Origin of the sequence: Rheinheimera soli, from assembly GCF_031457405.1 — a bacterium.
GTDB lineage: Bacteria > Pseudomonadota > Gammaproteobacteria > Enterobacterales > Alteromonadaceae > Pararheinheimera > Pararheinheimera soli_A.
In genome coordinates, this window is sequence record NZ_JAVDWR010000008.1 from 74,434 (window position 1) to 97,765 (window position 23,332).

Below are 23,332 nucleotides of genomic sequence, written 5' to 3' on the forward strand. Positions count from 1 at the left end.
CTTTAGGCGCATAACCTAAGGCCGTAGACCAGCAAAAATTTAAACTATGACAACAGGTATTCAATGGGCTGAATTAGCCCGCGCTGCTCAGGCAGCATCCGAACAGGCCTATGCGCCTTACAGTAAATTTCCGGTGGGTGTCGCAGTACAGGCCAGCAGTGGCAAAATCTACACAGGCTGCAATGTAGAAAATGCTTCTTATGGTGGCACTATTTGTGCCGAACGTAACGCTATAGCTGCGGCTATTGTGGCCGGTGAGCGTCAGTTTATTGGCCTGATGGTTTACACACCACAAGATCAGCTCACTCCGCCTTGTGGCATTTGTCGTCAGGTGATCGCTGAGTTTTTTACACCAGACAGCCCGGTACGCAGCTGCAATCATTTAGAACAACAGCAGGAATGGACGCTGGAGCAATTATTACCCAGCGCTTTTACCCCGTTGTTTCTGGCCAATAGCAAAAAAATCTGACTCTGGAGTGCATAGTGTTATTACCTCAGGAAATTATTAAACAAAAACGTAATGGTGGCGCTTTAACAGAAGCAGCTATAGAGCAATTTGTCCGTGGTTTAACGGATCAAAGTTTCAGTGAAGGCCAGACCGCTGCCTTGGCTATGGCGATTTATCTGAACGGCATGAGCACAGCAGAAACTGTGGCTTTAACCCTTGCTATGCAGCATTCGGGTGCTGTGATGGACTGGGCAGAGATGCTGGATGGCCCAGTTGTGGATAAACACAGTACAGGCGGAGTGGGTGACAAAGTCAGTTTAATGCTGGCGCCTATGATTGCAGCCTGTGGTGCCTATGTGCCTATGATTGCGGGTCGTGGCTTAGGTCATACCGGCGGCACTATCGACAAGCTGGAAGCTATTCCGGGTTATCAGTGCCAGCAACCGCTGGATAAAATTCAGCAGTTGGTGAAGCAACAAGGTTGCGTCATTGTGTCGCAAAGTGGTGAGTTGGCGCCGGCTGACCGCCGTTTGTATTTAATCCGAGATGTAACAGCTTCTGTTGAGTCTATACCGCTGATCACCGCTTCTATTTTGTCGAAAAAACTGGCTGCTGGCCTGCAAGCGCTGACGATGGATGTGAAAATTGGCTCTGGCGCCATTATGAAAAATGTCGCCGATGCTTCAGCTTTGGCAAAAAGCATAGTGAACACGGCCAAAGGCGCTGGTGTGCCGACTCAGGCTTTGCTCACAGATATGAACCAAACCCTGGGCGCAACAGCTGGCAACGCGCTGGAAATACTGGAAACGCTGGATTATTTGACCGGCAAATACCGTGAATCCCGTTTGCATCAGGTGACTTTAGAGCTGGGCGCCAGCATGTTGCAGTTAGGCGGCTTGTTTAAAGATAAAGCCAGCGCTATAGCTGCGCTGGAGCAGAGCTTAACTTCAGGCAAAGCTGCGGAAATTTTCAGCAAAATGGTGGCGGCTCAGGGCGGACCAGCAGACTTACTGGAAAAACCGGAGCTGTATCTGGCCAAAGCCAAAGTAGTGCTGGATATCACGTCACCTGTTGCTGGTTATCTGAATAAAGCCGATACCACTGCTATTGGTATGGCTGTGGTGCGTTTAGGCGGTGGCCGTGCTCACCCGGATCAGGTGATCAATATGGCTGTGGGTTTCAGCGACGTCAAAGCGTTGGGCGCAAAAGTGGCCGCAGGCGATCTGTTGGCACGGGTTCATGCCGATACAACCGAAGCCGCAGAACATGCCAAAGCTGAATACCTGGCGGCCTTAACTATTGAAACAACAGCAGCGACTATTGATCCAATCATTCATTTAGTGATTGATTAATCATCAGAGTTTCTGTTTATAAAAAAGCCACTTGATGTGGCTTTTTTGCTCTTCAGCGTGCGACGAGCGGTCTTGTTGCTGAACAAAGCATTTGTTAAGGTACTGGCTTCTTTGCAGGGAGGCTGGATGAAGACGTTAAGTGGTTGTATCGTATTGATGTTATGGGCATTCTTTGCCTCTGCTCAACCTTCAATGGTCTGGTACACCAGCCATTGGCCACCTTATCGTATCAGTGAAGGACCTTATGCCGGACAAGGTTCTTTTGATTTGATGCTGAGTCAATTGATTAAAGCGCTGCCGCAATACCAGCATCAGATCAATCAAATCCATCAGGCCCGTATCGTTAAAGTATCGGCGACTACCAGCGAAAATCACTGCACCTTTGGCTTACGTTATACGCCAGAGCGGGAGCGGCGTACTTATTTTTCTCAGCCTGCAGGCATGTTGCCTAATCTGGCGATCAATACTCTGCCCAATCACAGCAAGCTTAAAAGGCTGAACTCAGTTCAGGCTGTACAGATGGAAACACTGGTGAAAGATGCGGATCTGTTGGGCCTGATTGAAAATGACAGAGCTTATCCTGCCGTGATTGCTGAGCAAATTAATAAAGAAGGCAGTAATCTGGGCAGCAGTTCCATGACCACCATGAATCCAGCTCAGTTATTAGCTGCAAAAAGAGTTGATTATGTGGTGGATTATCCAAACCGTTTACGTTTTTTCAGTATAGAAGCAGGGCTGGACCTTCAACTTGAATTCAAACCTATAACTGAAATTCCGGGCTTTTCTTACACCTATGTCAGTTGTTCAAAATCGGCCACAGGCAAAGGCTGGATCAAAGATATTGATCAGGCGCTGAGCGAATTAAAACAAAAAACCGAATACAAAAATGCCATGTACCGTTGGTTTTCGGAGCAGGAACAGCAGCTGTTGGAACCTCACTATGACGGATTTCAGCAAAACAGGCATTTTGTACCTGAGCAAGCTGAAACCCGTTTTAGTGAATTTTAATGTAGTTTCAGCCGTGGTCTGATGATTTTGTTAATTTTACCTATCACCGAAATCACTATAGTACGGAACCAGCCGTGCAAAGCCACCTGGTGCATACGATAGAGCGAGATATAAGCCAGCCGGGCAATACGGCCTTCTATCATCATGGCGCCACCGACCAGATTTCCCATCAGGTTTCCCACAGTGCCAAAACGGCTCAACGAAATCAGTGAACCGTGATCTCTGTAGTGGTAAGCCGATTGCGCTTTACCGCTTAAGGCTGCGGTTAAATTTTTGGCGACATGACTGGCCATCTGATGTGCCGATTGAGCCCTTGGTGGCACCCATTTGTTATCAGGTAGCGGACAGCCGGCACAGTCCCCTATCACATAAATCTGGCTGTCTACGCTGCTTTGGAGTGTCGGCAATACCATCAGCTGATTAATACGGTTGGTCTCTAAACCATCTAAGTCTTTTAAGAAATCCGGTGCTTTAATACCAGCGGCCCAAACCATCAGTTCAGCTGGTAAATGTTCGTCACCCAGTTGCAAACCATCTTCATCTGCTGCTGTGACTTTGGTATTGACCCGAACATCTACACCCAGTTTGAGTAATTCTTTGTGCGCTGCTGCGGCTATACGTTCTGGCAGGGCGGGTAAAATACGAGGGCCGGCTTCAATCACTGAGATTTTTAAGCGGTCACGTTTCATATCGTTAAAGCCGTACAAATTCAACTCAGCAGCGGCATGATGCAACTCTGCTGCCAGTTCAACACCAGTAGCGCCTGCGCCAACTATGGCGATATTCAGGTTTTCTTTTGGATGCAAAGGCGAGTTCAGTTTTAAATAGGCCTCAAGCAAGCGGCGGTGGAAACGGTTGGCCTGAGCAGGGCTGTCGAGGAAAATACAATGTTCCTGCACTCCCGGTGTATTAAAGTGATTAGAGATACTGCCAATAGCCAGCACCAGATAATCGTAATGAATACGGCGCTCTTCCAGCACAACTTCGCCCGCTTCGTCCAGCACAGGGGCTAAAGTGACCTGACGCTGTGTTCTGTCTAATCCGGTAAAAGTGCCCAGCTGAAAGTCAAAACCATGAGCTCTGGCATGAGCACGGTAAGTCACCTGATCAATATCCACATCCAGCGTGCCGGTAGCGACTTCGTGTAATAAAGGTTTCCAGATATGGGTGGAGTTTCTGTCGATAAGGGTAATAGTCGCTTTGCCCTTGCGGCCAAATTTATTACCAAGGCGGGTTGCCAGTTCCAGTCCACCGGCACCACCACCAATGACTACGATCTGCGGGCTTGTCATCTGCTGTTTCTCACATAAAAAAACCGGCAACGAGGCCGGTTTTCTGGGGATTAACTATTTTTTTGCCGTTTCATCGAATCAAAAAACTCGTCGTTGGTTTTGGTCATCGACAGTTTATCGATCAGGAACTCCATGCAATCTGTTTCATCCATAGGATGCAGAATTTTGCGCAGGATCCACATTTTTTGTAACTCTTCCGGTGACGCCAGCAGTTCTTCACGACGGGTGCCTGAACGGTTAAATTCAATGGCTGGGAAAATACGACGTTCTGCAATTTTACGGGACAGGTGTAATTCCATATTACCTGTACCTTTAAATTCTTCGTAAATCACTTCGTCCATCTTCGAACCGGTATCGACCAAAGCAGTAGCGATAATAGTTAAGCTGCCGCCTTCTTCGACGTTACGGGCTGCACCAAAAAAGCGTTTTGGTTTGTGTAAAGCGTTGGCATCCACACCACCTGTTAATACCTTGCCTGAGCTTGGGATCACAGTGTTGTATGCACGGGCTAAACGAGTGATGGAGTCGAGTAAAATGATTACGTCTTTTTTGTGTTCAACTAAACGTTTGGCTTTCTCGATCACCATCTCAGCAACCTGAACATGACGGCTGGCTGGTTCGTCGAAGGTAGAAGCTACTACTTCACCTTTGACCAGACGCTGCATCTCGGTGACTTCTTCCGGACGTTCGTCAATCAGCAATACCATCAGCACACATTCAGGGTGATTGGCTGCAATAGACTGGGCAATGTTTTGCAACAGTATAGTTTTACCCGCTTTTGGCGGTGCCACAATCAAGCCACGTTGACCACGGCCAATAGGCGAAGCCAAATCTAATACGCGTGCTGTGATGTCTTCTTTACTGCCGTTACCACGTTCCATCCGTAAACGGGAATTGGCATGTAAAGGCGTTAAGTTTTCAAACAGAATTTTGTTACGTGCCTGCTCAGGGCGACCGAAGTTCACTTCGTTCACTTTTAGCAAAGCAAAATAACGTTCGCCTTCTTTTGGCGGGCGAATTAAGCCAGAAATGGTGTCACCAGTACGCAGGTTAAAGCGTCTGATTTGGCTTGGTGAGACGTAAATGTCGTCCGGACCAGCCAAATAGGAACTGTCTGAAGAACGCAGGAAACCGAAGCCATCGGTCAGGATTTCAACAACGCCATCACCAAAAATCTCTTCGCCATTTTTGGCGTGTGATTTTAAGATAGCAAAAATGATGTCTTGCTTACGTAAGCGGGCCATGTTTTCCAGGCCCATAGACTCGGCTAAATCAACCAGCTCGTTAATAGGCTTCAGTTTTAGTTCGGTTAAATGCATATGATGGGTTCTTGTTGGTCAAACAGAATTAAATTGCTAGCCGCTGATTAAAAGGAAGTTTGCTTAGGTTTAGTCAACGGAAAAGCGTGGTTACAGGGATTTGTTGCTGCGTTACACATTAGCAGGATAATTTTCAGTCGTCCAGCCGTAAAAAAAGAAATGGCGCATTTTTTATGCGCCATTTTTTAATCAATTAGATATTGCTGTCTAAAAACTCTTTTAACTGAGTTTTGGACAGAGCACCTACTTTCGTCGCTGCAACCTGACCGTTTTTAAATAACAGTAAAGTTGGGATACCACGAATACCAAATTTTGGTGGTGTGCCAGGGTTATGGTCAATATTGACCTTAGCCACTGTGACCTTACCTGCGTATTCTTGTGCTACTTCGTTGAGGATAGGTGCAATCATTTTGCACGGACCACACCACTCAGCCCAAAAATCGACCAGAACAGGCTCAGCAGCTTTTAACACGTCGGTTTCGAAGCTGTCGTCTGACACCTGCAGAATATGTTCACTCATTTCATTCTCCAATTGCTTTGGGCGTAACTATAAAAAAGTATTGTCAATTTTATCCGGACTGTTTCTTATTGCAAGCGTAACGGTTATGCTAAGCGCGTATGAATAAAACACACTTAACTCAGCATAAATTTGCCGATTTCGCATTGGCTCCACAGGTTCTTGCCGCTTTGGCCGCGCAAGGTTATGACCATTGTACCCCAATCCAGGCTCAATGTTTGCCTCTTGCGTTAGCTGGCAAAGATATTGCGGGCCAGGCCCAAACCGGTACAGGTAAAACGCTCGCCTTTCTGACGGCAACTTTCCATCATTTGTTAACTCACGAGCCTAAAGTCAAAGGGCAACCTCGTGCCATCATTATGGCTCCTACGCGCGAACTGGCGGTTCAGATCCATCACGACGCTCAGGCTTTAGCTAAAACTTCAGGTTTTAAACTTGCTTTGATTTATGGGGGCGAGGGTTATGATTCTCAACGCCAATTATTGGAACAAGGCCCGGATATTTTAATTGGCACCACAGGTCGCCTGATTGATTACTTAAAACAAGGCCTGTACGACCTGTCACAAATTCAGGTTGTGGTGCTGGATGAAGCCGATCGCATGTTCGATTTGGGCTTTATTAAAGATATTCGTTTTATGTTCCGTCGTATGCCGCCTGTGACTGAACGTTTGAGTTTATTGTTCTCTGCCACTTTGTCTTACAAGGTGCAGGAACTGGCGTTTGAACAGATGAACCAGCCCGTGCATATTCACGTGGCGCCTGAACAAATGACCGGCTCACGTATTTCCGAAGAATTATTTTACCCATCAGACGAACACAAAATGAAACTGTTGTTGACGCTGATGGAAGAAGAATGGCCGGATAAAGCCATTGTTTTTGCCAATACCAAACACTGTTGTGAAGATATCCACGCCTGGCTGGAAGCTGATGGCCATCGTGTTGGTTTGCTCACAGGTGATGTGATCCAGAAAAAACGTTTACGTATTCTGGAAGATTTCACCAGCGGTAAACTGGATATTCTGGTTGCGACAGACGTTGCTGCCCGTGGTTTGCATATTCCTATGGTCAGTCATGTCTTTAACTACGACTTACCGGACGATTGTGAAGACTATGTGCACCGTATTGGCCGTACTGGCCGCGCCGGTGAAAGTGGTAAAGCTATTAGTTTTGCCTGCGAGCGTTATGCACTGAATCTGACGGCTATCGAAGACTACATCCGTCATATGATCCCAGTGACTCAATACGATACCTCTGCCTTGCTGGAAGATTTGACCGTGCCAAAACCACGGGTCAGACGTCGTCCTGGTCAAGCTCGCAGTGGTGGACGACCGAATCAGAATGGGCCAAGAAACCCACGTAGCCGCCCGCGCTAAGTCTATGGACGGCGCAGCAAAACCGACACAGCATAATGATATTTATGCTGTGATTGATCTTGGCTCCAATAGCTTCCACATGTTGATGGTGAAAGTGGTTGGAGGCAGCGTCCAGGTGATAGGCCGGGTCAAACGTAAAGTGCGTCTGGCCGCCGGTTTAAATGATAGTTTAGTCTTAAGCAAACAAGCCATGACCCGCGGTTGGGAATGCCTGGCTTTGTTTGCTGAACGTCTGCAAGATATCCCCTCTGCCAATATCCGTATCGTTGGTACTGCCACTTTGCGTCTGGCCCGCAACGTCAAAACTTTTTTAACCGAAGCTGAAGCTATTTTAGGCCAGCCTATTGAAGTGATCTCAGGCGAAGATGAAGCCCGGATTATTTATCAGGGTGTGGCTCATACCTCCAATTGTGATTCAAACCGTCTGGTGATCGACATAGGTGGGGCTTCAACTGAAGTTGTGGTTGGACAGGGCTTTCAGCCGATTTTGTTATCCAGCCTGCATATGGGCTGCGTGACTTTTCTTGAGCGTTATTTTGAAAATAACGAATTAAGTGAAGCTAACTTTAATGCTGCTATTGCCGCAGCGGAACATGAAATCCGCACTATCAGCGAGCAGTATCTGGCTCAGGGTTGGCAAACTGCTGTTGGGGCTTCCGGCACAGTGCAGGCAATGCAGGAAATTTTAGTAGGTCAGGGCAAAGATGAGGTGATCACTTTGCCGCGACTGGAAGCCATTATGCAGCAGGCTTTGGCCTGTGGTCATATGGACCAGCTGAATTTGCCGGGTTTAGCTCAGGAACGTAAGCAAGTCTTCCCTTCCGGAGTCGCCATTTTAATAGCATTATTCCGGGTGCTGAATATCAGTGGCATGACTTTATCCGGCGGTGCTTTGCGTGAAGGCGTGTTGTATAGCATGTTACCTCAGTTGCAGCATCAGGATGTGCGTGCCCGCACTATGCAAAGCATGATGGTGCGTTATTACATCGACCAGCAACATGCAGAGCGGGTGGCCGACATGGCTGCTACCTTGGCTGACCAGCTGCATCTGCAGTGGAATTTGTCTAATTTTGAAGGCTTAGCCATGTTGCGCTCAGGCGCTTTATTGCATGAACTGGGCTTATTGATCGAATACAAAAACCATCATCATCATGGCGCTTATGTGATCAGTCACGCCGAACTGCCGGGTTTTACCCGTGCCCAGCAACAACTGCTGATGGCCCTGGTGTATAACCACAGAGCGGATATTCACAAAGAAATTCTGTCAAAACAAACCATGACCTCAGTTTTGCTGGCGGTACGGTTAACCCGTTTATTGCGCTTGTCGGTTATTTTGTCGATGCGGCGCCGTCATGAAGTATTACCTGAAGTACAGATCACGGCTCAGGCTGAAGCTTTGACTTTAACTTTGCCGGCAGGCTGGTTGGATCATCATCCGTTGATGCGCGCTGAGCTGGAACAGGAAGTGTTGTATCAACAGCAGGCAGGCTGGCAGCTGACTATTGAATAAAGGGTCAGAGTTTTGGCCCTGACCCTGTTGGTGTTATTGCTGTAACCAAATAGCCGCTTTTTTCGCAAAATACGTCAGAATGCCATCTGCACCCGCACGTTTAAACGCCAATAACGACTCCATCACTATGGCTTCTTCAGCCAGCCAGCCGTTTTGAATAGCCGCCATATGCATGGCATATTCGCCGCTGACCTGATAAGCAAAAGTAGGTACACCAAATTCGTCTTTAACCCGACGCACTATGTCCAGATAAGGCATACCTGGTTTTACCATCACCATATCGGCGCCTTCTTCCAGATCCAGAGCTACTTCACGTAAAGCTTCGTCACTGTTGGCCGGGTCCATCTGGTACGACTTTTTATTGCCGCCTTTTAAATTAGCGGCGGAGCCTACTGCATCGCGGAAAGGGCCGTAATAAGCTGAAGCGTATTTGGCTGAGTAGGCCATGATTTTAGTATTTACATAACCTTCAGCTTCCAGAGCTGAACGGATAGCGCCAATACGGCCATCCATCATGTCAGACGGTGCTACTATGTCGGCACCTGCTTCGGCATGGGACAAGGCCTGCTTCACCAGAATATCTGTGGTCACGTCGTTCAGTACATAACCTTCGTCATCAATAATGCCATCCTGACCATGAGTGGTAAAAGGGTCTAAGGCGACATCTGTGATCACACCCAGTTCCGGCAGATGCTGTTTTAACATTCGTACAGCACGCTGTGCCAGAGCTTCAGGGTTATAAGCTTCTTCTGCCAGCAGCGATTTTTTTTCAGCCGCAGTAACAGGAAACAGGGCGATAGCAGGAATGCCTAAGGCGACCAGTTCTTTTGCTTCTTCCAGCAATAAATCCAAAGATAAACGTTCAATGCCCGGCATCGAAGGAATGACCTGGCGTTGATTTTCACCTTCAACAATAAAGATTGGATAAATCAAATCATCGACAGTGACCCGGTTTTCTGCCATTAAACGGCGGCTGAAATCGGACTGGCGCATACGGCGTAACCGGCTGGCAGGGAAATATTCGTTAAACTGGCTCATCTGGAGTTTCCTGTTCTGAGATCACTGACTGACTCAAGGCAGAGCATACCACCTTGTTTCGACCTTCATTTTTTGCCTGATAAAGTGCGGTATCTGCCGCTTGAATATAATCAGCACTGCTGCTGTTAATTTCAGCCACTGCAGCGTAACAGCCAATACTGACGGTGACAGACAGTTCCAGATTTTCGTATAGAATGCGCTGATCCGCCAGACAAAGCCGTACTTGTTCTGCCAGTACCCTGGCACCTTCGTTATCGGTATTGGGTAAAATAATGGCAAACTCTTCACCGCCATAGCGGCACAAATGATCGGTGCTACGTTTGAGTTCCTGCTGCAGGCAGTTGGCGACTTCTTTAATAACTAAATCACCCACCAAATGGCCGTGGTTGTCATTGAAGGCTTTAAAATGATCAATGTCGATCATCAGTAAGCCCAAAGTGCTGCGTTCACGGCGGCTGCGTTTAATTTCGGCACTGAGCTTTTGATCAAAAAAGGCTCTGTTGCGTACACCAGTTAAGGCATCGCGTGTATTTTGCTGTTCCAGCTGTTTATTTTTATCCGCCAGCTCTGTCAGGGTGATCTGCAGCTCAAGAGTGCGCTGCTGAATACTGTCTTCCAGTTGATCGGCAACATTCAGCTGCCATTTTTTCTGCTGCAGGTAAAACATCAACCAGGCCAGCAAAGCCGTTATCATAGCTCCAACCGCAACACCTAAAAGCAAAGTGGACCATTGTTGTAGTATCGAATCAATAGTCATGGCATAAAGTCCTGCGGCAAGTTAAATAACAAACAGCTGTTCTGCCAGCTAAGTTGTCTGATGCTTTGGATGGATTGACCTGTCAACTGTGCCGCGTAACGCGCTATTTCGGGCAGATACATCGGTTCGTTGCGTCTGCTTTTGGGTTTTGGTTGTAAAGTTCGGGGTAACAGATAAGGAGCATCAGTTTCGATCAGCAACCTGTCCAATGGCAAATACTTCAGTGCATCAAGCAGTTGATCGTGGCGTCGTTCGTCACATAACCAGCCGGTAATGCCGATGTATAATCCAAGATCAAGATACGCTTGCATTTGTTGCCTGTTACCGGTGAAGCAATGAGCAACCCCTTTTTGAACCTTCTGGTTTTTTAACATAGCCAGTTGAGTGTCGAACGCATCCCTTTCGTGCAAATACACAGCTTTATCAGCATTTTTTGCCAGCTCCAATTGATGGCAGAATACTTCAATCTGCGTCTGCCGTGGCGAAAAGTCTCTGTTAAAGTCCAGCCCACATTCGCCAACAGCGACCACCTTATCTTGCTGCAGCCAATACTGCAGCTGCTGTAACCAATCATCGGATACCTCAATTGCCAGATGCGGGTGAACACCAGCGGTGCAAAACATCTTTGCTTGTCTGACGCATTCTGCTTGATTTTGCCGGGTTTCAGCAAGATCACTGCTGATAAGCAACATGGCGTCAACTCCAGCCAGTGTTGCTCTGTCAATGACCGCTTGTCTGTCAGCATCAAACTGATGACTGAACAGATTTACTCCGGCGTCAAACACCTGAATCAGTCCTGTAACCGCGAAACCTTTGTTTGTCGCTCTGTTCCAATTTTGGAAAGCAGGAAAGAGTTCAAAGTACCTCTGTTGATCACTATGTTGTCACCCTCGCGGATGATAAAACCATCGCTGGAAATCTGACGCCACTTTTGACCATTGTCCAAAGTTATAGTCCAGAGGCCAGTTTTGGATTGCTGAATAGCCGTAACCTGCGCTGTCATGCTACTAGCCGCAGTTTTTGCGATTCCTTTATGTTCGACGCCAAACCGCTCTGATGACAAGGTTTGTACCTGTTCTGTTGATGTTGATCGCGGTTCTATCGCTGCAGTTCCACTGCTAACGGAATGGCTGAAAGTAGCGGAACCAATTTTGTCATAACAAACCAAGCGTTTCAGGTCATTTTGTATTGCCCGGCACTGGGTTAACTGGTTTGATACTTCGGAGGCAAAAGCTGCTGAACTAACCAGACCCACCGCAACTAATGTAACTAAACTTCTCATGCTGATTTTTCCTTATATGACCTAAGTTTGGTCTGATTCAACAGGCACATAAAAACGGCTGAGCCATATGCCCAACTCATACAATAAACACATAGGTACAGCCAGCAATACCTGTGAAAGTACGTCAGGTGGTGTCAGCAGCATACCTATAATAAAAGCAAATACGACAAAATAAGGCCGTTTTTCAGTTAATTGTTGGCGGGTCACTGCACCTGTCCATACCAATAACAATACGGCGACCGGAATTTCAAAAGATAAACCAAAAGCGAAAAAAAGTTTTAACACAAAATCCAGATAACTGCTGATATCAGTAGCTATCGTGACCCCTTCAGGGGCAACGCTGGTGAAAAAGCCAAAGACGATAGGAAAGACGATGTAATACGCAAAGGCGATACCGCAGTAAAACAGTACTGTGCTGGAGATAATCAGCGGTGCGACCAGATGTTTTTCTTTTTTGTACAAGGCAGGAGCTACAAACAACCAGATTTGCCACAACATATAAGGTACTGTCAGGCAAAGTGCGACTATAAAAGTTAATTTAAAAGGCGCAAAAAATGGGGCGGCCACATCAGTCGCTATCATGGATGCACCAGCGGGCAATACCGCCATTAAAGGTGATGCCATCAGGTGGTAAATATCGGCGGCAAAATAAGCCAGACTGATAAACACCAGCAGCACAGCTATGACTGTGTTTAACAGGCGGCGGCGTAACTCAATCAGGTGCCCTAACAGGCTGTTAGGATTTGTGGTTTTTGTCATCTGTGACTACTGGATCCGCTGTAACCGAAGGAAGGGGAGGCACAGCTTCCGCTGCTGATGTTTGTGGCTCTGTTGTGCCGCTGCTTTTTGCATAAGGGTTGGTCACATCTGCAGCTGCCTGGCGCAATTCGCTCATTGCCTGCATCTCTTCAGTGGTCAGGTTTAACAAGCCTTTTTCTTCAGCCTGTTTTAACTTGTCGTGTAACTCTTGCACCCGCAGTTCATCATTTAATTCAGCCTGCATTTGCTGACCAAATTGTTTGACGCTGCGAACAAAACCGCTGACGCTGCGAATAGCGCCAGGTAATCGCTCCGGGCCTAACACCAGCAGAGCAACCACAGCGATGATGACTAATTCCCAAAAACTCATTTAGCGTTGTTCAGGTGTTTTTGTTGTTTCAGTGCTGGCCGGTGTTGCTTCTTTGGCGTCCGCTTTTAATTGCTGCTGAGCAACAGGAGTGACAGGCTCAGCAGTTTCTTCCGGATCTTTGACTGAATTGCGGAAACCTTTAATAGCAGAGCCCAAATCTGAGCCTATGCCACGTAAACGTTTAGTGCCAAACAGCAGGACAATAATCACCAGGATGATCAATAACTGCCAAATACTAATGCCGCCAAAACCCATGTTATTCTCCTTCGGTTTTTAAACTGTTTAAACGAACCTATTGATCCGTTAGTTTATTTTCAGGGCAAAGCCCAAAGCGACCAGTGCAAGTCCCGCCGCTGTTATAGACCAGCCTGATGTCAGTAATAAGACAGCTGCTAACAAACTGCAGCCTGCCAGCACTGCGTTTGCGAGTTTTTTAGTCTGGTTTTGTTGTTGTGTCTGCACTTGCTGCAGTACAACTAACAAGTTGGCCTGTTGTCGTGGGCCTTGTTGCAAATAATGATGCAATAGTCCCGGCATTTCCGGCATTTTTTCTGCCCAAAAAGGTAAATTTGCTTTAATTTCGCGCCATAAGGCGGCTGGTCCCATTTGCTGTTGGACCCAGTTTTCCAGAAAAGGTTTGGCGGTTTGCCATAAATCCAATTGCGGGTACAACTGACGTCCCAAGCCTTCAATATACAGCAGGGTTTTTTGCAACAATACCAGTTGCGGTTGAACCTGCATATTAAAACGACGGGCTGTGTTAAACAGATTAAACAACACCTGACCAAAAGAGATGTCCTGCAGCGGCTTTTGGAAAATAGGCTCACAGACAGTGCGTATTGCACTTTCAAATTCTTCGACACTGGTATCGGCTGGCACCCAGCCTGAATCCACGTGCAGTTGTGCCACTCTTAAGTAATCGCGGTTAAAAAAAGCGACAAAGTTTTCGGCCAGATAACGTTTATCTTCTTTATTTAAGGTGCCCACTATGCCGCAGTCTATGCCAATGTATTTAGGATTTTCCGGCGTTTCAAAAGACACAAATATATTGCCAGGGTGCATATCGGCATGGAAAAAGCTGTCGCGAAATACCTGAGTGAAAAATACTTCTACGCCACGCTTAGCCAGTAATTCCAGATTAGTACCCTGAGCACGTAACGCTGCCAAATCCGACACAGGGATACCGTAAATCCGCTCCATGACCATCACACTGGGTCTGCTGTGGTCGGCGTAGACATAAGGCACGTAAAGTGAATCTGAACCTTCAAAATTACGCTTTAACTGAATAGCATTCGCCGCTTCGCGTTGTAAATCCAGTTCATCAAGAATAGTTTTGCGATACTCCGCTACTACTTCTTTAGTGCGTAACCTCTTGCCGTCAGGCAGGTAACGGGCCACTAAAGCAGCCAGGGCGTCCATCAGCTCTAAATCAGCCAGAATTTGTGGTCTGATGTCAGGGCGTATCACTTTAATCACCACATCGGCCAGGCTGCCATCTGCTTGTTTGAGCTGTGCAGTATGCACCTGAGCAATAGAGGCTGATGCCAGTGGGTTTTCGTCAAACTCTTCAAATAAGTCGTCAATCTGTTGTAAACCCAGCTGCTGAATAATCAGCTGTCTGGCCTGATCGCCAGGAAAGGCTTCGACCTTGTCTTGTAGTTTGGCTAACTCATCGACCCATTGGCCGGGGAATAAATCACGACGGGTGGACAACATCTGGCCAAATTTAACCCAGACAGGCCCCAGTTGCTGCAAGGCTAAACGTAAACGTTCACCTTCGGTTTTGTCAGGGTGTTGGTTTTTTAGCCAGAACGCAGAACTGCGGGCGGCCCGGAAATACCAGGGTTGCCATTGCTCTGGGATCAATTGATCCAGTCCGTACTGCAGCAAAGTTTTTAATATGTGGTAAAAACGGCGCAGACCCAAAATTACTCCTGCCTGAAGGCGTTGTGGCGACTTAATTGCTCCAGTCTGGCTTGCAGCTGACTGACGTCACGGCTGAACTGGTTCATTTCTGCTTGTGTTGGGCTTAATGCCAGTTCGTCCTGCGCCAATTCAACACTGGCTTGTTCCAGTTGCTGCAACTGTGTCTGGATATAAAGCTGTACTTGCTTAATGGCAGTCGCCACTTTATGAGCCAAAGCATCGCCCAGCCAAGCTGATAGATGTTGCTCCCAATCCGGATCCAGTTGCTGCAGCAGGCTGCTAAATTGTTGAGCGACCTGAAGATCGCCGTCAATCTGCAGTTTGTCCTGTTTAATTAAACGGGTCAGCTGGCTTGGATCATTCAGTTTTTGCAGGGTCGCCAGATCGGTGGCAATCACACAATCTACTTTTTCATTATGCTGATTCAGCAATAAAGTATCAGCTGTGGCTGACAGCACAAAACGCCATGGCAATTCCTGTAACTGCAAAGCCAGTTGTTTCCCCTGCACTTTTTGCAATAAAGCGGGCGATGCCGGATCCATAGCCACAACCTTGTGCAACACTTTTTCCAAAGTAGCGCAGATCAGTTGTGGCACTAAACTTAACATCAGAATTTATAGCCTTTATGTAAAGCCACTATACCACCTGTCAGATTGTGATAGCTGACATGTTCAAAACCTGCGGTTTCCATCATCTGTTTCAGTGTATCCTGATCAGGGTGCATACGAATCGATTCGGCCAGGTACTGGTAACTTTCTTTATCGTTCGCTACTAAGCCGCCTATAGCCGGCAGTAACTTAAAAGAATACAGATCGTAGACTTTGCTCAGCCACTCGTATTCAGGTTTGGAAAACTCCAGCACTAATAAACGACCACCAGGTTTCAGTACTCTGAACATAGAACGCAGTGCTGCGTCTTTGTCGGTCACATTACGTAAACCAAAACCTATGCTGATGATATCAAAGCTGTTGTCGGCAAAAGGCAAGGCTTCGGCGTTGGCTTGTACGTAATCTATATTGTTGACTAAACCTAAATCGCGCAATTTATCGCGGCCAACATTGAGCATAGATTCGTTAATATCGGCCAGAATCACTTTGCCTGTAGGGCCTACTCTTTTGGAGAACAAGGCCGTGATATCACCAGTACCACCTGCTAAATCCAATACCTGATGACCAGGGCGCACGCCGCTGCAGTCGATAGTGAACCTTTTCCACAAGCGGTGAATACCCATAGACATCACATCGTTCATCAGGTCGTATTTGGCCGCAACAGAATGAAATACGTTAGCCACAAGCGAAACTTTTTCAGTCTGCTTTACGGTTTTAAAGCCAAAATGAGTGCTATCAGGTTGCTGGTCAGTCATAAAAAAGCCTTTGGCTGTTCGTGGTGAACTAAAGTGGCGCTAGTGTAAAAGATTCGGCGGCTTACGCCAACTTATCCTGTCGTTTTATGCTGTTCCTGATGTTTTAGATCAACTCAAAAAAACTTTCAGCATAACAATGGCCGTTGAGCATAATTTGCAGATGGTGCTGACCCGGATAATGTTTGCGGGTGGTTAAATCAATAAATGACTGGCGGCGTTCAAAACTCAGGTTTTGGCCTGACCATGTTTTATTACTCAGCTGGAACACCTTGTAATTTAACTGGCCGGATTTTTTCCGGTAACCAATTTTGTATTCCAGCCTTAAGCGGGCTTCAGGCTCAGCAGGGCCGGATAAGGTGATACGAAAATGCAGCGGCTGCTGCGCTGATACTTTGGCATTGTGCATTTCCAACTGAACCTGTAACGGCAATTGCTGCAAACCAAACAAGGCTAAGGCTCCCGGATGCGCCTGTTTTAATAAACCCCGTAACCCATGTTTAATAATCCAGTCGGTAACAGAGTGCTGACCAAACCAACGCTGCGCCAGCGCCACCACCAGTTCCGGATGATCTTTACTGATATCATTTAAATGGTTAGCCACACTGCGCTGCACATAAGGTTCAGTGTCTGTTTTAAGCTGCTCTAAAATGGGCAATAAAGGGGTTGGGTCTTTTTTATAAGCTTTCAGTGCCATACCCCAGGGCAAACGGGGTCTTGTACCTTCGCTGGCCAGACGGCGTAAATGCAAATTGTCAGAATGGGCCCATGTTTGCATTTGAGTCAGGGTCAGCTCAGGGTAACGCTGTAAAAAAGGCCGGACGGCAAATTCAGCTGTGGAGAAACAGGTAAAATGGGCCAAGGCGCGAAACGAGATCTCCGGGTCTTCCAGGCCATAAACTTCAACATAGTCTGAAAAAACAAAAGCCGGCACCCCGGAAAAGTGACTGCTGACCGGCATCAGGACGGCAATGGCAGCGGGGTAGGCTAAATTCAGGCTGTGGTGTAAAGAGTGGCTGATCTGACGCACTCTGGCTTTGAGTTCCAGTTGCTGCCAATCAGGGCCTTGAGTCAGCTGCTGAAACTCTGCCTGATTAAAGGTGGAAGAATGCTGTTGGCATAAGCTCGCCAGCTGTTGCAAAAATGCCTGACTGAATAGTTCTTTGAGTAAAGTGGCCATATCAGGTGGCCAGCATTAACTCAGTAGCGACCTGATTGCGACCACGTACTTTGGCTTCCTGTAGCACTTTGCTGCTGCGGGATAAAAACTGATGCCAGTTTTCTGCAGAGTTATAGATGCTGACACCTAAAGAAATAGTGACTTTAGGTAAGGTTGTTTTACTTTTGGCTGAAACAAAACGCAGTTTTTCTACCCCTTTACGCACTTGTTCAGCGATTTCACCTGCGGTGCGTAAATCAACGTCGGGCAATAAAATCAGGAATTCTTCGCCACCGGAACGCACAGGCAAGCCGCTTTCCTGCACATAACTGGCAATTTTGCGGGCTACCTTGCTTAAAATCACATCACCGACACCAAAGCCATAATCCTGATTAAACTGAGAAAAATGATCTAAATTCACGGCTATAGCCGCAATACGACGGCCGGGGTTTTCGGTCAGCCATAAATCCAGATGTTCCTGCATCGCCAGCCTGTTGTATAAACCTGTTAAAGGGTCCAGTTGGCGCTCCTTTTTCAGATGCTCCAGTTCAGAGCGTAATGCATGACATTGCTCATTGGAAAAGTCGAGCTGGTCTTTCAGCTTCTGCTGGCTGGCTTTAATAGCGTAAGTGGCGCTGATCACTTTATTGACGCTTTCACGGCTGCGGTTAGCATTGTTGGGGTCAAAACCTAACAGCGCCTGGTCCAGCACATCTAAATAATGCTGCACAGCTTCACTGGCGATATCTGTAGTGCCGGATAACTTGCCCAACATAGTGGTGACTTGTTGACTTAGCTCTTCCTGACGTTGATGTTGCGGGCTTAACCACTGGCTGTAAAGTTCAGCCAGAACAAAGTCGTCAAAACTACTCTGAACCGCCAGCTTCTGTTCTATGGCCTGACATAATCCGGCATTTTGACCATTGATATACTCATAGATCACTGTGTAATTGACCGGATGGGCTGCTAAACGATGCCGCTGCAAAAAAGCTGCGGTCAGCGCTGCCTTTTCACTTGCCTGCTCGATTGAGTCCTGATATTTCATGCCAACAACAACTCCACTAAATACTACTGCTAATTCAGCCTTCAAAGCGCAATGTTACGCGAAACTTACCTTGAGGCAAACAGACTGATATGGCTAAGCTGACATATCTATTAGAAAAAGTCTGCATCTCCTGCTTTATTAATGACTTATTTTTTAACTTTTTTTTCTTATTGTGTAAAAAAACGCAGATTGCCGTCTAAAAAACAGCTTTTTTAACCCTTCCAGTTGCTTTATTGCGGCCAGTCTCCAAAAAGTACCGCTCGTTGCACTGGCTGTCAGAGCTGAACAGAGTAGAATCAAAGAAAAAGATCGGGGAAGATAACATGCGTCAGAAGTTTGTGTTTTTTTGTATTGCCTTGTTGATCGCAGGCTGCAGCAGTTCGTCGGTGAAACCAACAGATTTTGATCAATTCGCCAATCAGTTATGGCAAGCCGAAAAAGACTTAGATAACCGCAGTAAAACCAGTTTGCCTGATCTGTCGGCTGAAACTCTCTCTGCAGCCCATCAACAAAGACAACAGTGGCTGAACAGGCTGGAACAGGTGGATGTTGCCACTTTGACTGAACAGCAACAAATTAACCACGCCATTTTGCATTACATTCTCACAGACGCTATTTCAGAGTATCAGTATGGCGCCCACCTGATCCCTTTAACTGCAGAATCGGGTTTTCACAGCAATCTGGCTTTTATGGTGTCTGGCACTGAATTCAAAACGTCACAGGATTATCAGGATTATCTGACCAAGTTAAAAACCATTCCAGCTTATATGCAACAACAAACTGACTGGATGAAACAAGGTTTAGCAAAGGGTATGACACAACCGAAAGCTGTACTGGCTGGTTTTGACGAAGGTATTCTGGCTTTTGTCAGTAAAACACCGGAGCAAAATGTGTTTTACCGGCCTTTTACCCAAAAACCTGAATTTGTAGATGCTGGCAGTTGGACTGCTATGCAGACAGAAGCAAAACAGATAGTAGAACAGCAACTGAATCCGGCTTATCAGCAGTTTTATCAGTTTATGGTGCAGCAGTATTTACCGGGAGCACGCGACAGCATTGCTGCCAGCGAATGGCCGCAAGGCCGTGAGTATTATCAAAACCGGCTGGAGCACTACACCACATTAAAACTGACGCCGGAACAAGTTCATCAGACAGGTCTGGATGAAGTAGCCCGTATCCGTGCAGAAATGCAAGGCATCATCAATCAGGTAGGTTTTAAAGGCAGTTTTGCTGACTTTATTCAGTTTTTACGCACTGATCCTCAGTTTTATGCCAAAACACCAACTGATTTGCTAAAAGAAGCCGCTTTTATTGCAAAAAAAGTAGATGCCGAATCACCTAAGTATTTCAAAACCTTACCCCGCACCCCTTTTGGTGTAGTGCCTGTGCCTGCAGAGATCGCACCTAAGTACACAACAGGCCGCTATGCAGGTACCAGTCGTGATGACAGGGCGGGTTTTTATTGGGTGAACACTTATGCTTTAGACCGCCGTCCTTTGTATGAAATGGAAGCTTTAACTTTGCACGAAGCTGTGCCTGGCCACCATTTACAAATTGCGTTAGCCCGTGAACAAGCCTCTTTACCTGAGTATCGCCGTAATTTTTATACCTCAGCTTTTGGTGAGGGCTGGGGTTTGTATGCTGAATACCTGGGTATTGAAATGGGCTTTTATCAGGACCCCTACAGTAACTTTGGCCGCCTGACGTATGAAATGTGGCGTGCTGCCCGTTTAGTGGTGGATACAGGTATGCATACCATGGGTTGGAGTCGGCAGCAGGCTATTGATTTCCTTGCCAGCAATACGGCTTTGTCTATGCATAACGTCACCACAGAAATTGATCGTTATATCAGCTGGCCTGCTCAGGCTTTGTCTTACAAGCTGGGTGAACTGACCATCAAAAAGTTACGTAAAGAAGCAGAGCAGCAATTAGGCAATAGCTTTGATGTGCGTGAGTTCCACGAAGTGGTATTGCGTAATGGCAGTGTGCCTTTGGCTATTTTAGAGCAACAAGTGGCCCACTATATTCAGCAGAAAAAACGGCCGTAGAACTTTCTGATCCGGGGCTTATGTTTTGTCGTGATTCTGTCATAGGATTCCGCCCCCGGCTCTGTTAAAGTGCCGCAGTTTTTGGCTGCGCTTTTGCAGTAAAAGGGAGTGAAATTCAGATGTGGATGTTGTTAATGCTGATCGCAGTGGCGCCTATTGTGTTTTTGGCGATGAAGCTGGATCAACTGAGCAAAATGCAAAACAGATTAAAAGTGCAACTTCATTTTGCTGAGCAACAATCTGTGCAATTAGAGCATCTGGCATTTTGGCTGGCCGAAGAGCAAAGTCAGCAGTTGTTGGCTAAAGTGCATCAGGCAGGCCGCGCTCATACCAAGGCTCCTGTCTGGTACCTGCACACTGAGTTGTTGTGCAAAGCTATTCCGGTATTGTGTAAAGAGCAGGCGAATCACAGTACTTTGCCACGTCAGGCCGTCGCCAAATTTCTGAAACAACAGAATCAGCTGAGTTTTAATGAGATGGAAAACTTTATCCGCCATCATCCGGTGCTGACTGAATTCTGGCAAAGCAATACCCTGACGTCTTACCTGAAAATGTGTCAACGCGCTGTGGAGATGTTGCAGGATTACCAGCCTGTGCATTCTGATCGTCTGGCTGGCTGATCGGTGTTCCGTTTTGAAGACAGGGCTTAATCGCGCAGGAAAACTTCAGGTGCTGTGTTAATTTGGCCGTCTTCATCAATAGAGGCCATTTTAGGTCCGGCTTTGAGTACTGCCACTTTTTGTTCTTCCTGCTGCCGAACAAAAGACAATTCATAACCAAAACGTTGCAGCTCAGAAACAGAAAACTTCTGAGCCATGCTAAGCATTTCCCAAAAGTAGTTTAAGTCCCGTGGTTCACGTCGCCTTTCCTGTTTCATCTAAGCTGCCCCCTGATTTTTACTCATTGTGAGTATATGTTGCCATTCTGCAGAGCTGACAGGCATCACAGACAATCTGTTGCCCTTTTTCACCAGTGCTAATTGCTCTAGCTTAGTTGACTGTTTGAGTTTGTCGAGTGACAAAAGTTGGGGAAATTTTTCGACAAATTGCAGATCCACAGCAACCCATGGCGCCTTAGTACCGCTGGATTTCGCATCAAAATAAGGGCTTAGTGAGTTAAACTGGCTTGGATCGGGGTAACTGCTTTGCACCACTTTCGCCAGACCCGCTATGCCAATATCTTTGCAGCTGGAATGATAAATAAACACCAGATCGCCGGTTTTCACCTGATCCCGTAAAAAGTTACGGGCCTGATAGTTGCGTACCCCTTCCCAGATAATGGCTTTGTCCGGTGCTTTGGCAAAATCATCAATACTGCATTCTTCAGGCTCAGTTTTAAATAACCAGTAGTTCATTTTTATCAATTCGTTACTCCAGTAACATAATGTTACATGTCTTTACTTCTTTTGTTCAAAATTACATTCTTACTATTAACTCATTCATTGAATTTCACTTTGATGAATAGTAATGTACAAGATGTACAATCTTTAGACAATGAATGGAGGCGTGATGAAAAACTTGATATGGACCCTTGCTGCTGCAGTTGTGTTGACCGCTTGTGCGAGCACATCAAAGCAGGAAGTGGTCCAAAAAGACGACGAAGTAATAAAGGCAAAAGAAGCTCAGGTCGCCAGAGTAGACTCTGATGGTAAGGTGTGTGAACATAATCGCTCCACAGGTTCCATGTTGAAAAACAAACGTTGCCGTACCAAAGCGCAAATTGAAGCGGAACGTGAAGAAGCGCGCGATACGATGAACAGAATTCAGTCTAATGTCACAGGCTTGGGTGAAATGCATCGGCAATAGGAAAAACTACTCATGTTAAATGACGCAACTTTGCTTGAATGGCAAAGTTGCGTCACAATGTTCTCTTGTTTATGACGGGAGAGATTTATGAGTCAAGTGCTGTCCGACTTATTAGCGCTTTTAAAACTGGAAACCATAGAACAAGGTTTGTACAGAGGTCAAAGTCAGGATCTGGGTTTTAAAGCTGTGTTTGGTGGTCAGGTGATGGGGCAGGCGTTGTCTGCGTCCAAAGAAACGGTAGAAGCTGATCGTAAAGTGCATTCGTTCCACTCTTATTTTTTGCGTCCAGGTGATGCCAGTAAACCTATAGTCTACGAGGTAGAAAATATTCGTGATGGCAAAAGCTTCAGCACCAGAAGAGTCAGCGCTATTCAGTTTGGTAAACCTATTTTTTATATGACGGCGTCTTTTCAGGCCGAAGAACAAGGTTTTGAACATCAGGAGCTGATGCCCAGTGTGCCAGCGCCTGAAGAGCTGGCATCTGATTTAGAGTTCTACCGCGAGCACGCCCATTTAATTCCTGAATCATTGCGCAGCAAGTTTATCTGCGAAAAACCTATTGAAATGCGGCCTGTGGCTTTTCACAACCCTTTTAACCCACAGATCAGTCAGGCGAAACGTTATGTCTGGTTTAAAGCCAATGGCGTAATGCCGGATGATTTACGGGTGCATAAGTACCTGTTGGCTTATGCTTCAGACTTTAACTTCCTGCCAACAGCTTTGCAGCCCCATGGTAAATCTTTTATGGCGCCTAATATGCAGGTTGCCACTATAGATCACGCCATGTGGTTCCATCACGATTTCCGTTTTGACGACTGGTTGTTGTATGCAGTAGACAGCCCAAGTGCCTCAGGGGCCCGGGGTTTGGTGCGGGGGCAATTCTTTAACAGAGACGGCATGCTGGTTGCGTCTACCATACAAGAAGGTGTGATCCGCAGCTACGACAAAGCTCGCTGATTTCTCA

Annotated in this window: 26 protein-coding genes; 9 read left to right on the plus strand and 17 right to left on the minus strand. The window is 46.7% G+C overall.

Annotation, left to right across the window (positions count from 1 at the left end):
* Positions 1-46 precede the first annotated feature (46 nt).
* The 3 genes from J2W69_RS12705 (at position 47) to J2W69_RS12715 (ending at position 2,808) form a co-directional block, all read left to right on the plus strand.
* Positions 47-469, plus strand: coding sequence for a cytidine deaminase (locus J2W69_RS12705; RefSeq protein WP_310279070.1), 423 nt, complete (start codon positions 47-49; stop codon positions 467-469).
* Positions 470-483: 14 nt separating this feature from the next.
* The gene (gene deoA / locus J2W69_RS12710) at positions 484-1,800 is read left to right on the plus strand and encodes a thymidine phosphorylase (protein ID WP_310279073.1); all 1,317 of its coding nucleotides are present in this window, start codon (positions 484-486) and stop codon (positions 1,798-1,800) included.
* A 126-nt stretch (positions 1,801-1,926) separates the two neighbouring features.
* A complete protein-coding gene (locus J2W69_RS12715; protein WP_310279077.1) occupies positions 1,927-2,808 on the plus strand; it encodes a TIGR02285 family protein in 882 nt (293 codons plus the stop codon).
* Here the strand turns inward: J2W69_RS12715 and J2W69_RS12720 are convergent.
* The 3 genes from J2W69_RS12720 to trxA form a co-directional block, all read right to left on the minus strand.
* Positions 2,805-4,100, minus strand: a complete 1,296-nt coding sequence (locus J2W69_RS12720; protein ID WP_310279080.1) for an NAD(P)/FAD-dependent oxidoreductase — start codon at positions 4,098-4,100, stop codon at positions 2,805-2,807. The two genes, J2W69_RS12715 and J2W69_RS12720, sit on opposite strands and share 4 nt — an antisense overlap.
* Positions 4,101-4,150: 50 nt before the next feature.
* Positions 4,151-5,419, minus strand: coding sequence for a transcription termination factor Rho (rho, locus tag J2W69_RS12725; RefSeq protein ID WP_008897983.1), 1,269 nt, complete (start codon positions 5,417-5,419; stop codon positions 4,151-4,153).
* Between the two features lie 193 nt (positions 5,420-5,612).
* Complete coding sequence (gene trxA, locus J2W69_RS12730; protein ID WP_008897982.1) at positions 5,613-5,939, minus strand: thioredoxin TrxA; 327 nt, start codon at positions 5,937-5,939, stop codon at positions 5,613-5,615.
* Positions 5,940-6,037: 98 nt separating this feature from the next.
* Here trxA and rhlB point away from each other — a divergent pair, with 98 nt between their 5' ends.
* Positions 6,038-7,309 carry an ATP-dependent RNA helicase RhlB gene (gene rhlB / locus J2W69_RS12735; RefSeq protein ID WP_310279086.1) on the plus strand — a complete coding sequence of 424 codons (1,272 nt, stop codon included), beginning with the start codon at positions 6,038-6,040 and terminating at the stop codon, positions 7,307-7,309.
* A complete protein-coding gene (gppA, locus tag J2W69_RS12740) occupies positions 7,275-8,819 on the plus strand; it encodes a guanosine-5'-triphosphate,3'-diphosphate diphosphatase (RefSeq protein ID WP_310279089.1) in 1,545 nt (514 codons plus the stop codon). Before rhlB ends, gppA begins: the two co-directional genes overlap by 35 nt.
* A 33-nt stretch (positions 8,820-8,852) precedes the next feature.
* Here the strand turns inward: gppA and hemB are convergent, their stop codons facing one another.
* From hemB to J2W69_RS12800, 12 genes are all read right to left on the minus strand, one after another.
* Positions 8,853-9,857 (minus strand): porphobilinogen synthase, encoded by a 1,005-nt coding sequence (gene hemB / locus J2W69_RS12745; protein WP_310279092.1) that lies wholly within the window; start codon positions 9,855-9,857, stop codon positions 8,853-8,855.
* On the minus strand, positions 9,844-10,614 hold the full coding sequence (locus J2W69_RS12750; RefSeq protein ID WP_310279095.1) for a GGDEF domain-containing protein: 771 nt from the start codon (positions 10,612-10,614) through the stop codon (positions 9,844-9,846). Before J2W69_RS12750 ends, hemB begins: the two co-directional genes overlap by 14 nt.
* Complete coding sequence (locus J2W69_RS12755; RefSeq protein ID WP_310279098.1) at positions 10,611-11,399, minus strand: TatD family hydrolase; 789 nt, start codon at positions 11,397-11,399, stop codon at positions 10,611-10,613. The genes J2W69_RS12750 and J2W69_RS12755 overlap by 4 nt, the downstream gene beginning before the upstream one ends.
* A gap of 5 nt (positions 11,400-11,404) precedes the next feature.
* Positions 11,405-11,896, minus strand: a complete 492-nt coding sequence (locus J2W69_RS12760) for a hypothetical protein (protein WP_310279101.1) — start codon at positions 11,894-11,896, stop codon at positions 11,405-11,407.
* 21 nt (positions 11,897-11,917) lie between these two features.
* Entirely contained in the window at positions 11,918-12,655 is a 738-nt protein-coding gene (gene tatC, locus J2W69_RS12765) for a twin-arginine translocase subunit TatC (protein WP_310279104.1), read from the minus strand.
* On the minus strand, positions 12,633-13,025 hold the full coding sequence (gene tatB / locus J2W69_RS12770; protein ID WP_310279106.1) for a Sec-independent protein translocase protein TatB: 393 nt from the start codon (positions 13,023-13,025) through the stop codon (positions 12,633-12,635). The genes tatC and tatB overlap by 23 nt, the downstream gene beginning before the upstream one ends.
* Positions 13,026-13,280 (minus strand): twin-arginine translocase TatA/TatE family subunit, encoded by a 255-nt coding sequence (tatA, locus tag J2W69_RS20645; RefSeq protein ID WP_405047887.1) that lies wholly within the window; start codon positions 13,278-13,280, stop codon positions 13,026-13,028.
* 48 nt (positions 13,281-13,328) lie between these two features.
* Entirely contained in the window at positions 13,329-14,951 is a 1,623-nt protein-coding gene (ubiB, locus tag J2W69_RS12780; RefSeq protein ID WP_310279108.1) for a ubiquinone biosynthesis regulatory protein kinase UbiB, read from the minus strand.
* A 2-nt stretch (positions 14,952-14,953) separates the two neighbouring features.
* Positions 14,954-15,559 (minus strand): ubiquinone biosynthesis accessory factor UbiJ, encoded by a 606-nt coding sequence (locus J2W69_RS12785; RefSeq protein ID WP_310279111.1) that lies wholly within the window; start codon positions 15,557-15,559, stop codon positions 14,954-14,956.
* A complete protein-coding gene (ubiE, locus tag J2W69_RS12790) occupies positions 15,559-16,314 on the minus strand; it encodes a bifunctional demethylmenaquinone methyltransferase/2-methoxy-6-polyprenyl-1,4-benzoquinol methylase UbiE (protein ID WP_053423343.1) in 756 nt (251 codons plus the stop codon). Before ubiE ends, J2W69_RS12785 begins: the two co-directional genes overlap by 1 nt.
* 103 nt (positions 16,315-16,417) lie before the next feature.
* Positions 16,418-17,491 (minus strand): DNA alkylation repair protein, encoded by a 1,074-nt coding sequence (locus tag J2W69_RS12795; RefSeq protein WP_310279116.1) that lies wholly within the window; start codon positions 17,489-17,491, stop codon positions 16,418-16,420.
* Position 17,492: 1 nt separating this feature from the next.
* Positions 17,493-18,515 (minus strand): GGDEF domain-containing protein, encoded by a 1,023-nt coding sequence (locus J2W69_RS12800; protein WP_310279118.1) that lies wholly within the window; start codon positions 18,513-18,515, stop codon positions 17,493-17,495.
* Between the two features lie 323 nt (positions 18,516-18,838).
* On the opposite strand from J2W69_RS12800, the gene J2W69_RS12805 reads away from it, so the two are divergent.
* Positions 18,839-20,563: a DUF885 domain-containing protein gene (locus tag J2W69_RS12805; protein ID WP_310279121.1), complete on the plus strand. Its 1,725-nt coding sequence runs from the start codon at positions 18,839-18,841 to the stop codon at positions 20,561-20,563.
* 119 nt (positions 20,564-20,682) lie between these two features.
* Positions 20,683-21,183, plus strand: a complete 501-nt coding sequence (locus J2W69_RS12810) for a hypothetical protein (protein WP_008897966.1) — start codon at positions 20,683-20,685, stop codon at positions 21,181-21,183.
* Positions 21,184-21,209: 26 nt separating this feature from the next.
* On the opposite strand, the gene J2W69_RS12815 is transcribed toward J2W69_RS12810, so the two are convergent.
* Positions 21,210-21,440 carry a hypothetical protein gene (locus J2W69_RS12815; protein ID WP_310279125.1) on the minus strand — a complete coding sequence of 77 codons (231 nt, stop codon included), beginning with the start codon at positions 21,438-21,440 and terminating at the stop codon, positions 21,210-21,212.
* The gene (locus J2W69_RS12820; RefSeq protein ID WP_310279127.1) at positions 21,441-21,917 is read right to left on the minus strand and encodes an EVE domain-containing protein; all 477 of its coding nucleotides are present in this window, start codon (positions 21,915-21,917) and stop codon (positions 21,441-21,443) included. It abuts the gene before it with no gap.
* 154 nt (positions 21,918-22,071) lie between these two features.
* On the opposite strand from J2W69_RS12820, the gene J2W69_RS12825 reads away from it, so the two are divergent.
* Positions 22,072-22,368 carry a hypothetical protein gene (locus J2W69_RS12825; protein ID WP_310279129.1) on the plus strand — a complete coding sequence of 99 codons (297 nt, stop codon included), beginning with the start codon at positions 22,072-22,074 and terminating at the stop codon, positions 22,366-22,368.
* 87 nt (positions 22,369-22,455) lie between these two features.
* Positions 22,456-23,325, plus strand: a complete 870-nt coding sequence (tesB, locus tag J2W69_RS12830; protein WP_310279130.1) for an acyl-CoA thioesterase II — start codon at positions 22,456-22,458, stop codon at positions 23,323-23,325.
* Positions 23,326-23,332: the final 7 nt, after the last annotated feature.

Coding starts and splice junctions, on each gene's coding strand:
- trxA (WP_008897982.1), bottom strand. CDS start 5,939: ATGAGTGAACATATTCTGCAGGTGTCAGACGACAGCTTCGAAACCGAC.
- J2W69_RS12750 (WP_310279095.1), bottom strand. CDS start 10,614: ATGACTATTGATTCGATACTACAACAATGGTCCACTTTGCTTTTAGGT.
- J2W69_RS12760 (WP_310279101.1), bottom strand. CDS start 11,896: ATGAGAAGTTTAGTTACATTAGTTGCGGTGGGTCTGGTTAGTTCAGCA.
- ubiE (WP_053423343.1), bottom strand. CDS start 16,314: ATGACTGACCAGCAACCTGATAGCACTCATTTTGGCTTTAAAACCGTA.
- J2W69_RS12800 (WP_310279118.1), bottom strand. CDS start 18,515: ATGAAATATCAGGACTCAATCGAGCAGGCAAGTGAAAAGGCAGCGCTG.
- tatC (WP_310279104.1), bottom strand. CDS start 12,655: ATGACAAAAACCACAAATCCTAACAGCCTGTTAGGGCACCTGATTGAG.
- J2W69_RS12820 (WP_310279127.1), bottom strand. CDS start 21,917: ATGAACTACTGGTTATTTAAAACTGAGCCTGAAGAATGCAGTATTGAT.
- J2W69_RS12795 (WP_310279116.1), bottom strand. CDS start 17,491: ATGGCCACTTTACTCAAAGAACTATTCAGTCAGGCATTTTTGCAACAG.
- J2W69_RS12785 (WP_310279111.1), bottom strand. CDS start 15,559: ATGTTAAGTTTAGTGCCACAACTGATCTGCGCTACTTTGGAAAAAGTG.
- gppA (WP_310279089.1), top strand. CDS start 7,275: ATGGGCCAAGAAACCCACGTAGCCGCCCGCGCTAAGTCTATGGACGGC.
- rhlB (WP_310279086.1), top strand. CDS start 6,038: ATGAATAAAACACACTTAACTCAGCATAAATTTGCCGATTTCGCATTG.
- J2W69_RS12805 (WP_310279121.1), top strand. CDS start 18,839: ATGCGTCAGAAGTTTGTGTTTTTTTGTATTGCCTTGTTGATCGCAGGC.
- J2W69_RS12705 (WP_310279070.1), top strand. CDS start 47: ATGACAACAGGTATTCAATGGGCTGAATTAGCCCGCGCTGCTCAGGCA.
- hemB (WP_310279092.1), bottom strand. CDS start 9,857: ATGAGCCAGTTTAACGAATATTTCCCTGCCAGCCGGTTACGCCGTATG.
- J2W69_RS12815 (WP_310279125.1), bottom strand. CDS start 21,440: ATGAAACAGGAAAGGCGACGTGAACCACGGGACTTAAACTACTTTTGG.
- rho (WP_008897983.1), bottom strand. CDS start 5,419: ATGCATTTAACCGAACTAAAACTGAAGCCTATTAACGAGCTGGTTGAT.
- J2W69_RS12825 (WP_310279129.1), top strand. CDS start 22,072: ATGAAAAACTTGATATGGACCCTTGCTGCTGCAGTTGTGTTGACCGCT.
- tatB (WP_310279106.1), bottom strand. CDS start 13,025: ATGAGTTTTTGGGAATTAGTCATCATCGCTGTGGTTGCTCTGCTGGTG.
- J2W69_RS12715 (WP_310279077.1), top strand. CDS start 1,927: ATGAAGACGTTAAGTGGTTGTATCGTATTGATGTTATGGGCATTCTTT.
- tesB (WP_310279130.1), top strand. CDS start 22,456: ATGAGTCAAGTGCTGTCCGACTTATTAGCGCTTTTAAAACTGGAAACC.
- tatA (WP_405047887.1), bottom strand. CDS start 13,280: ATGGGTTTTGGCGGCATTAGTATTTGGCAGTTATTGATCATCCTGGTG.
- J2W69_RS12810 (WP_008897966.1), top strand. CDS start 20,683: ATGTGGATGTTGTTAATGCTGATCGCAGTGGCGCCTATTGTGTTTTTG.
- J2W69_RS12720 (WP_310279080.1), bottom strand. CDS start 4,100: ATGACAAGCCCGCAGATCGTAGTCATTGGTGGTGGTGCCGGTGGACTG.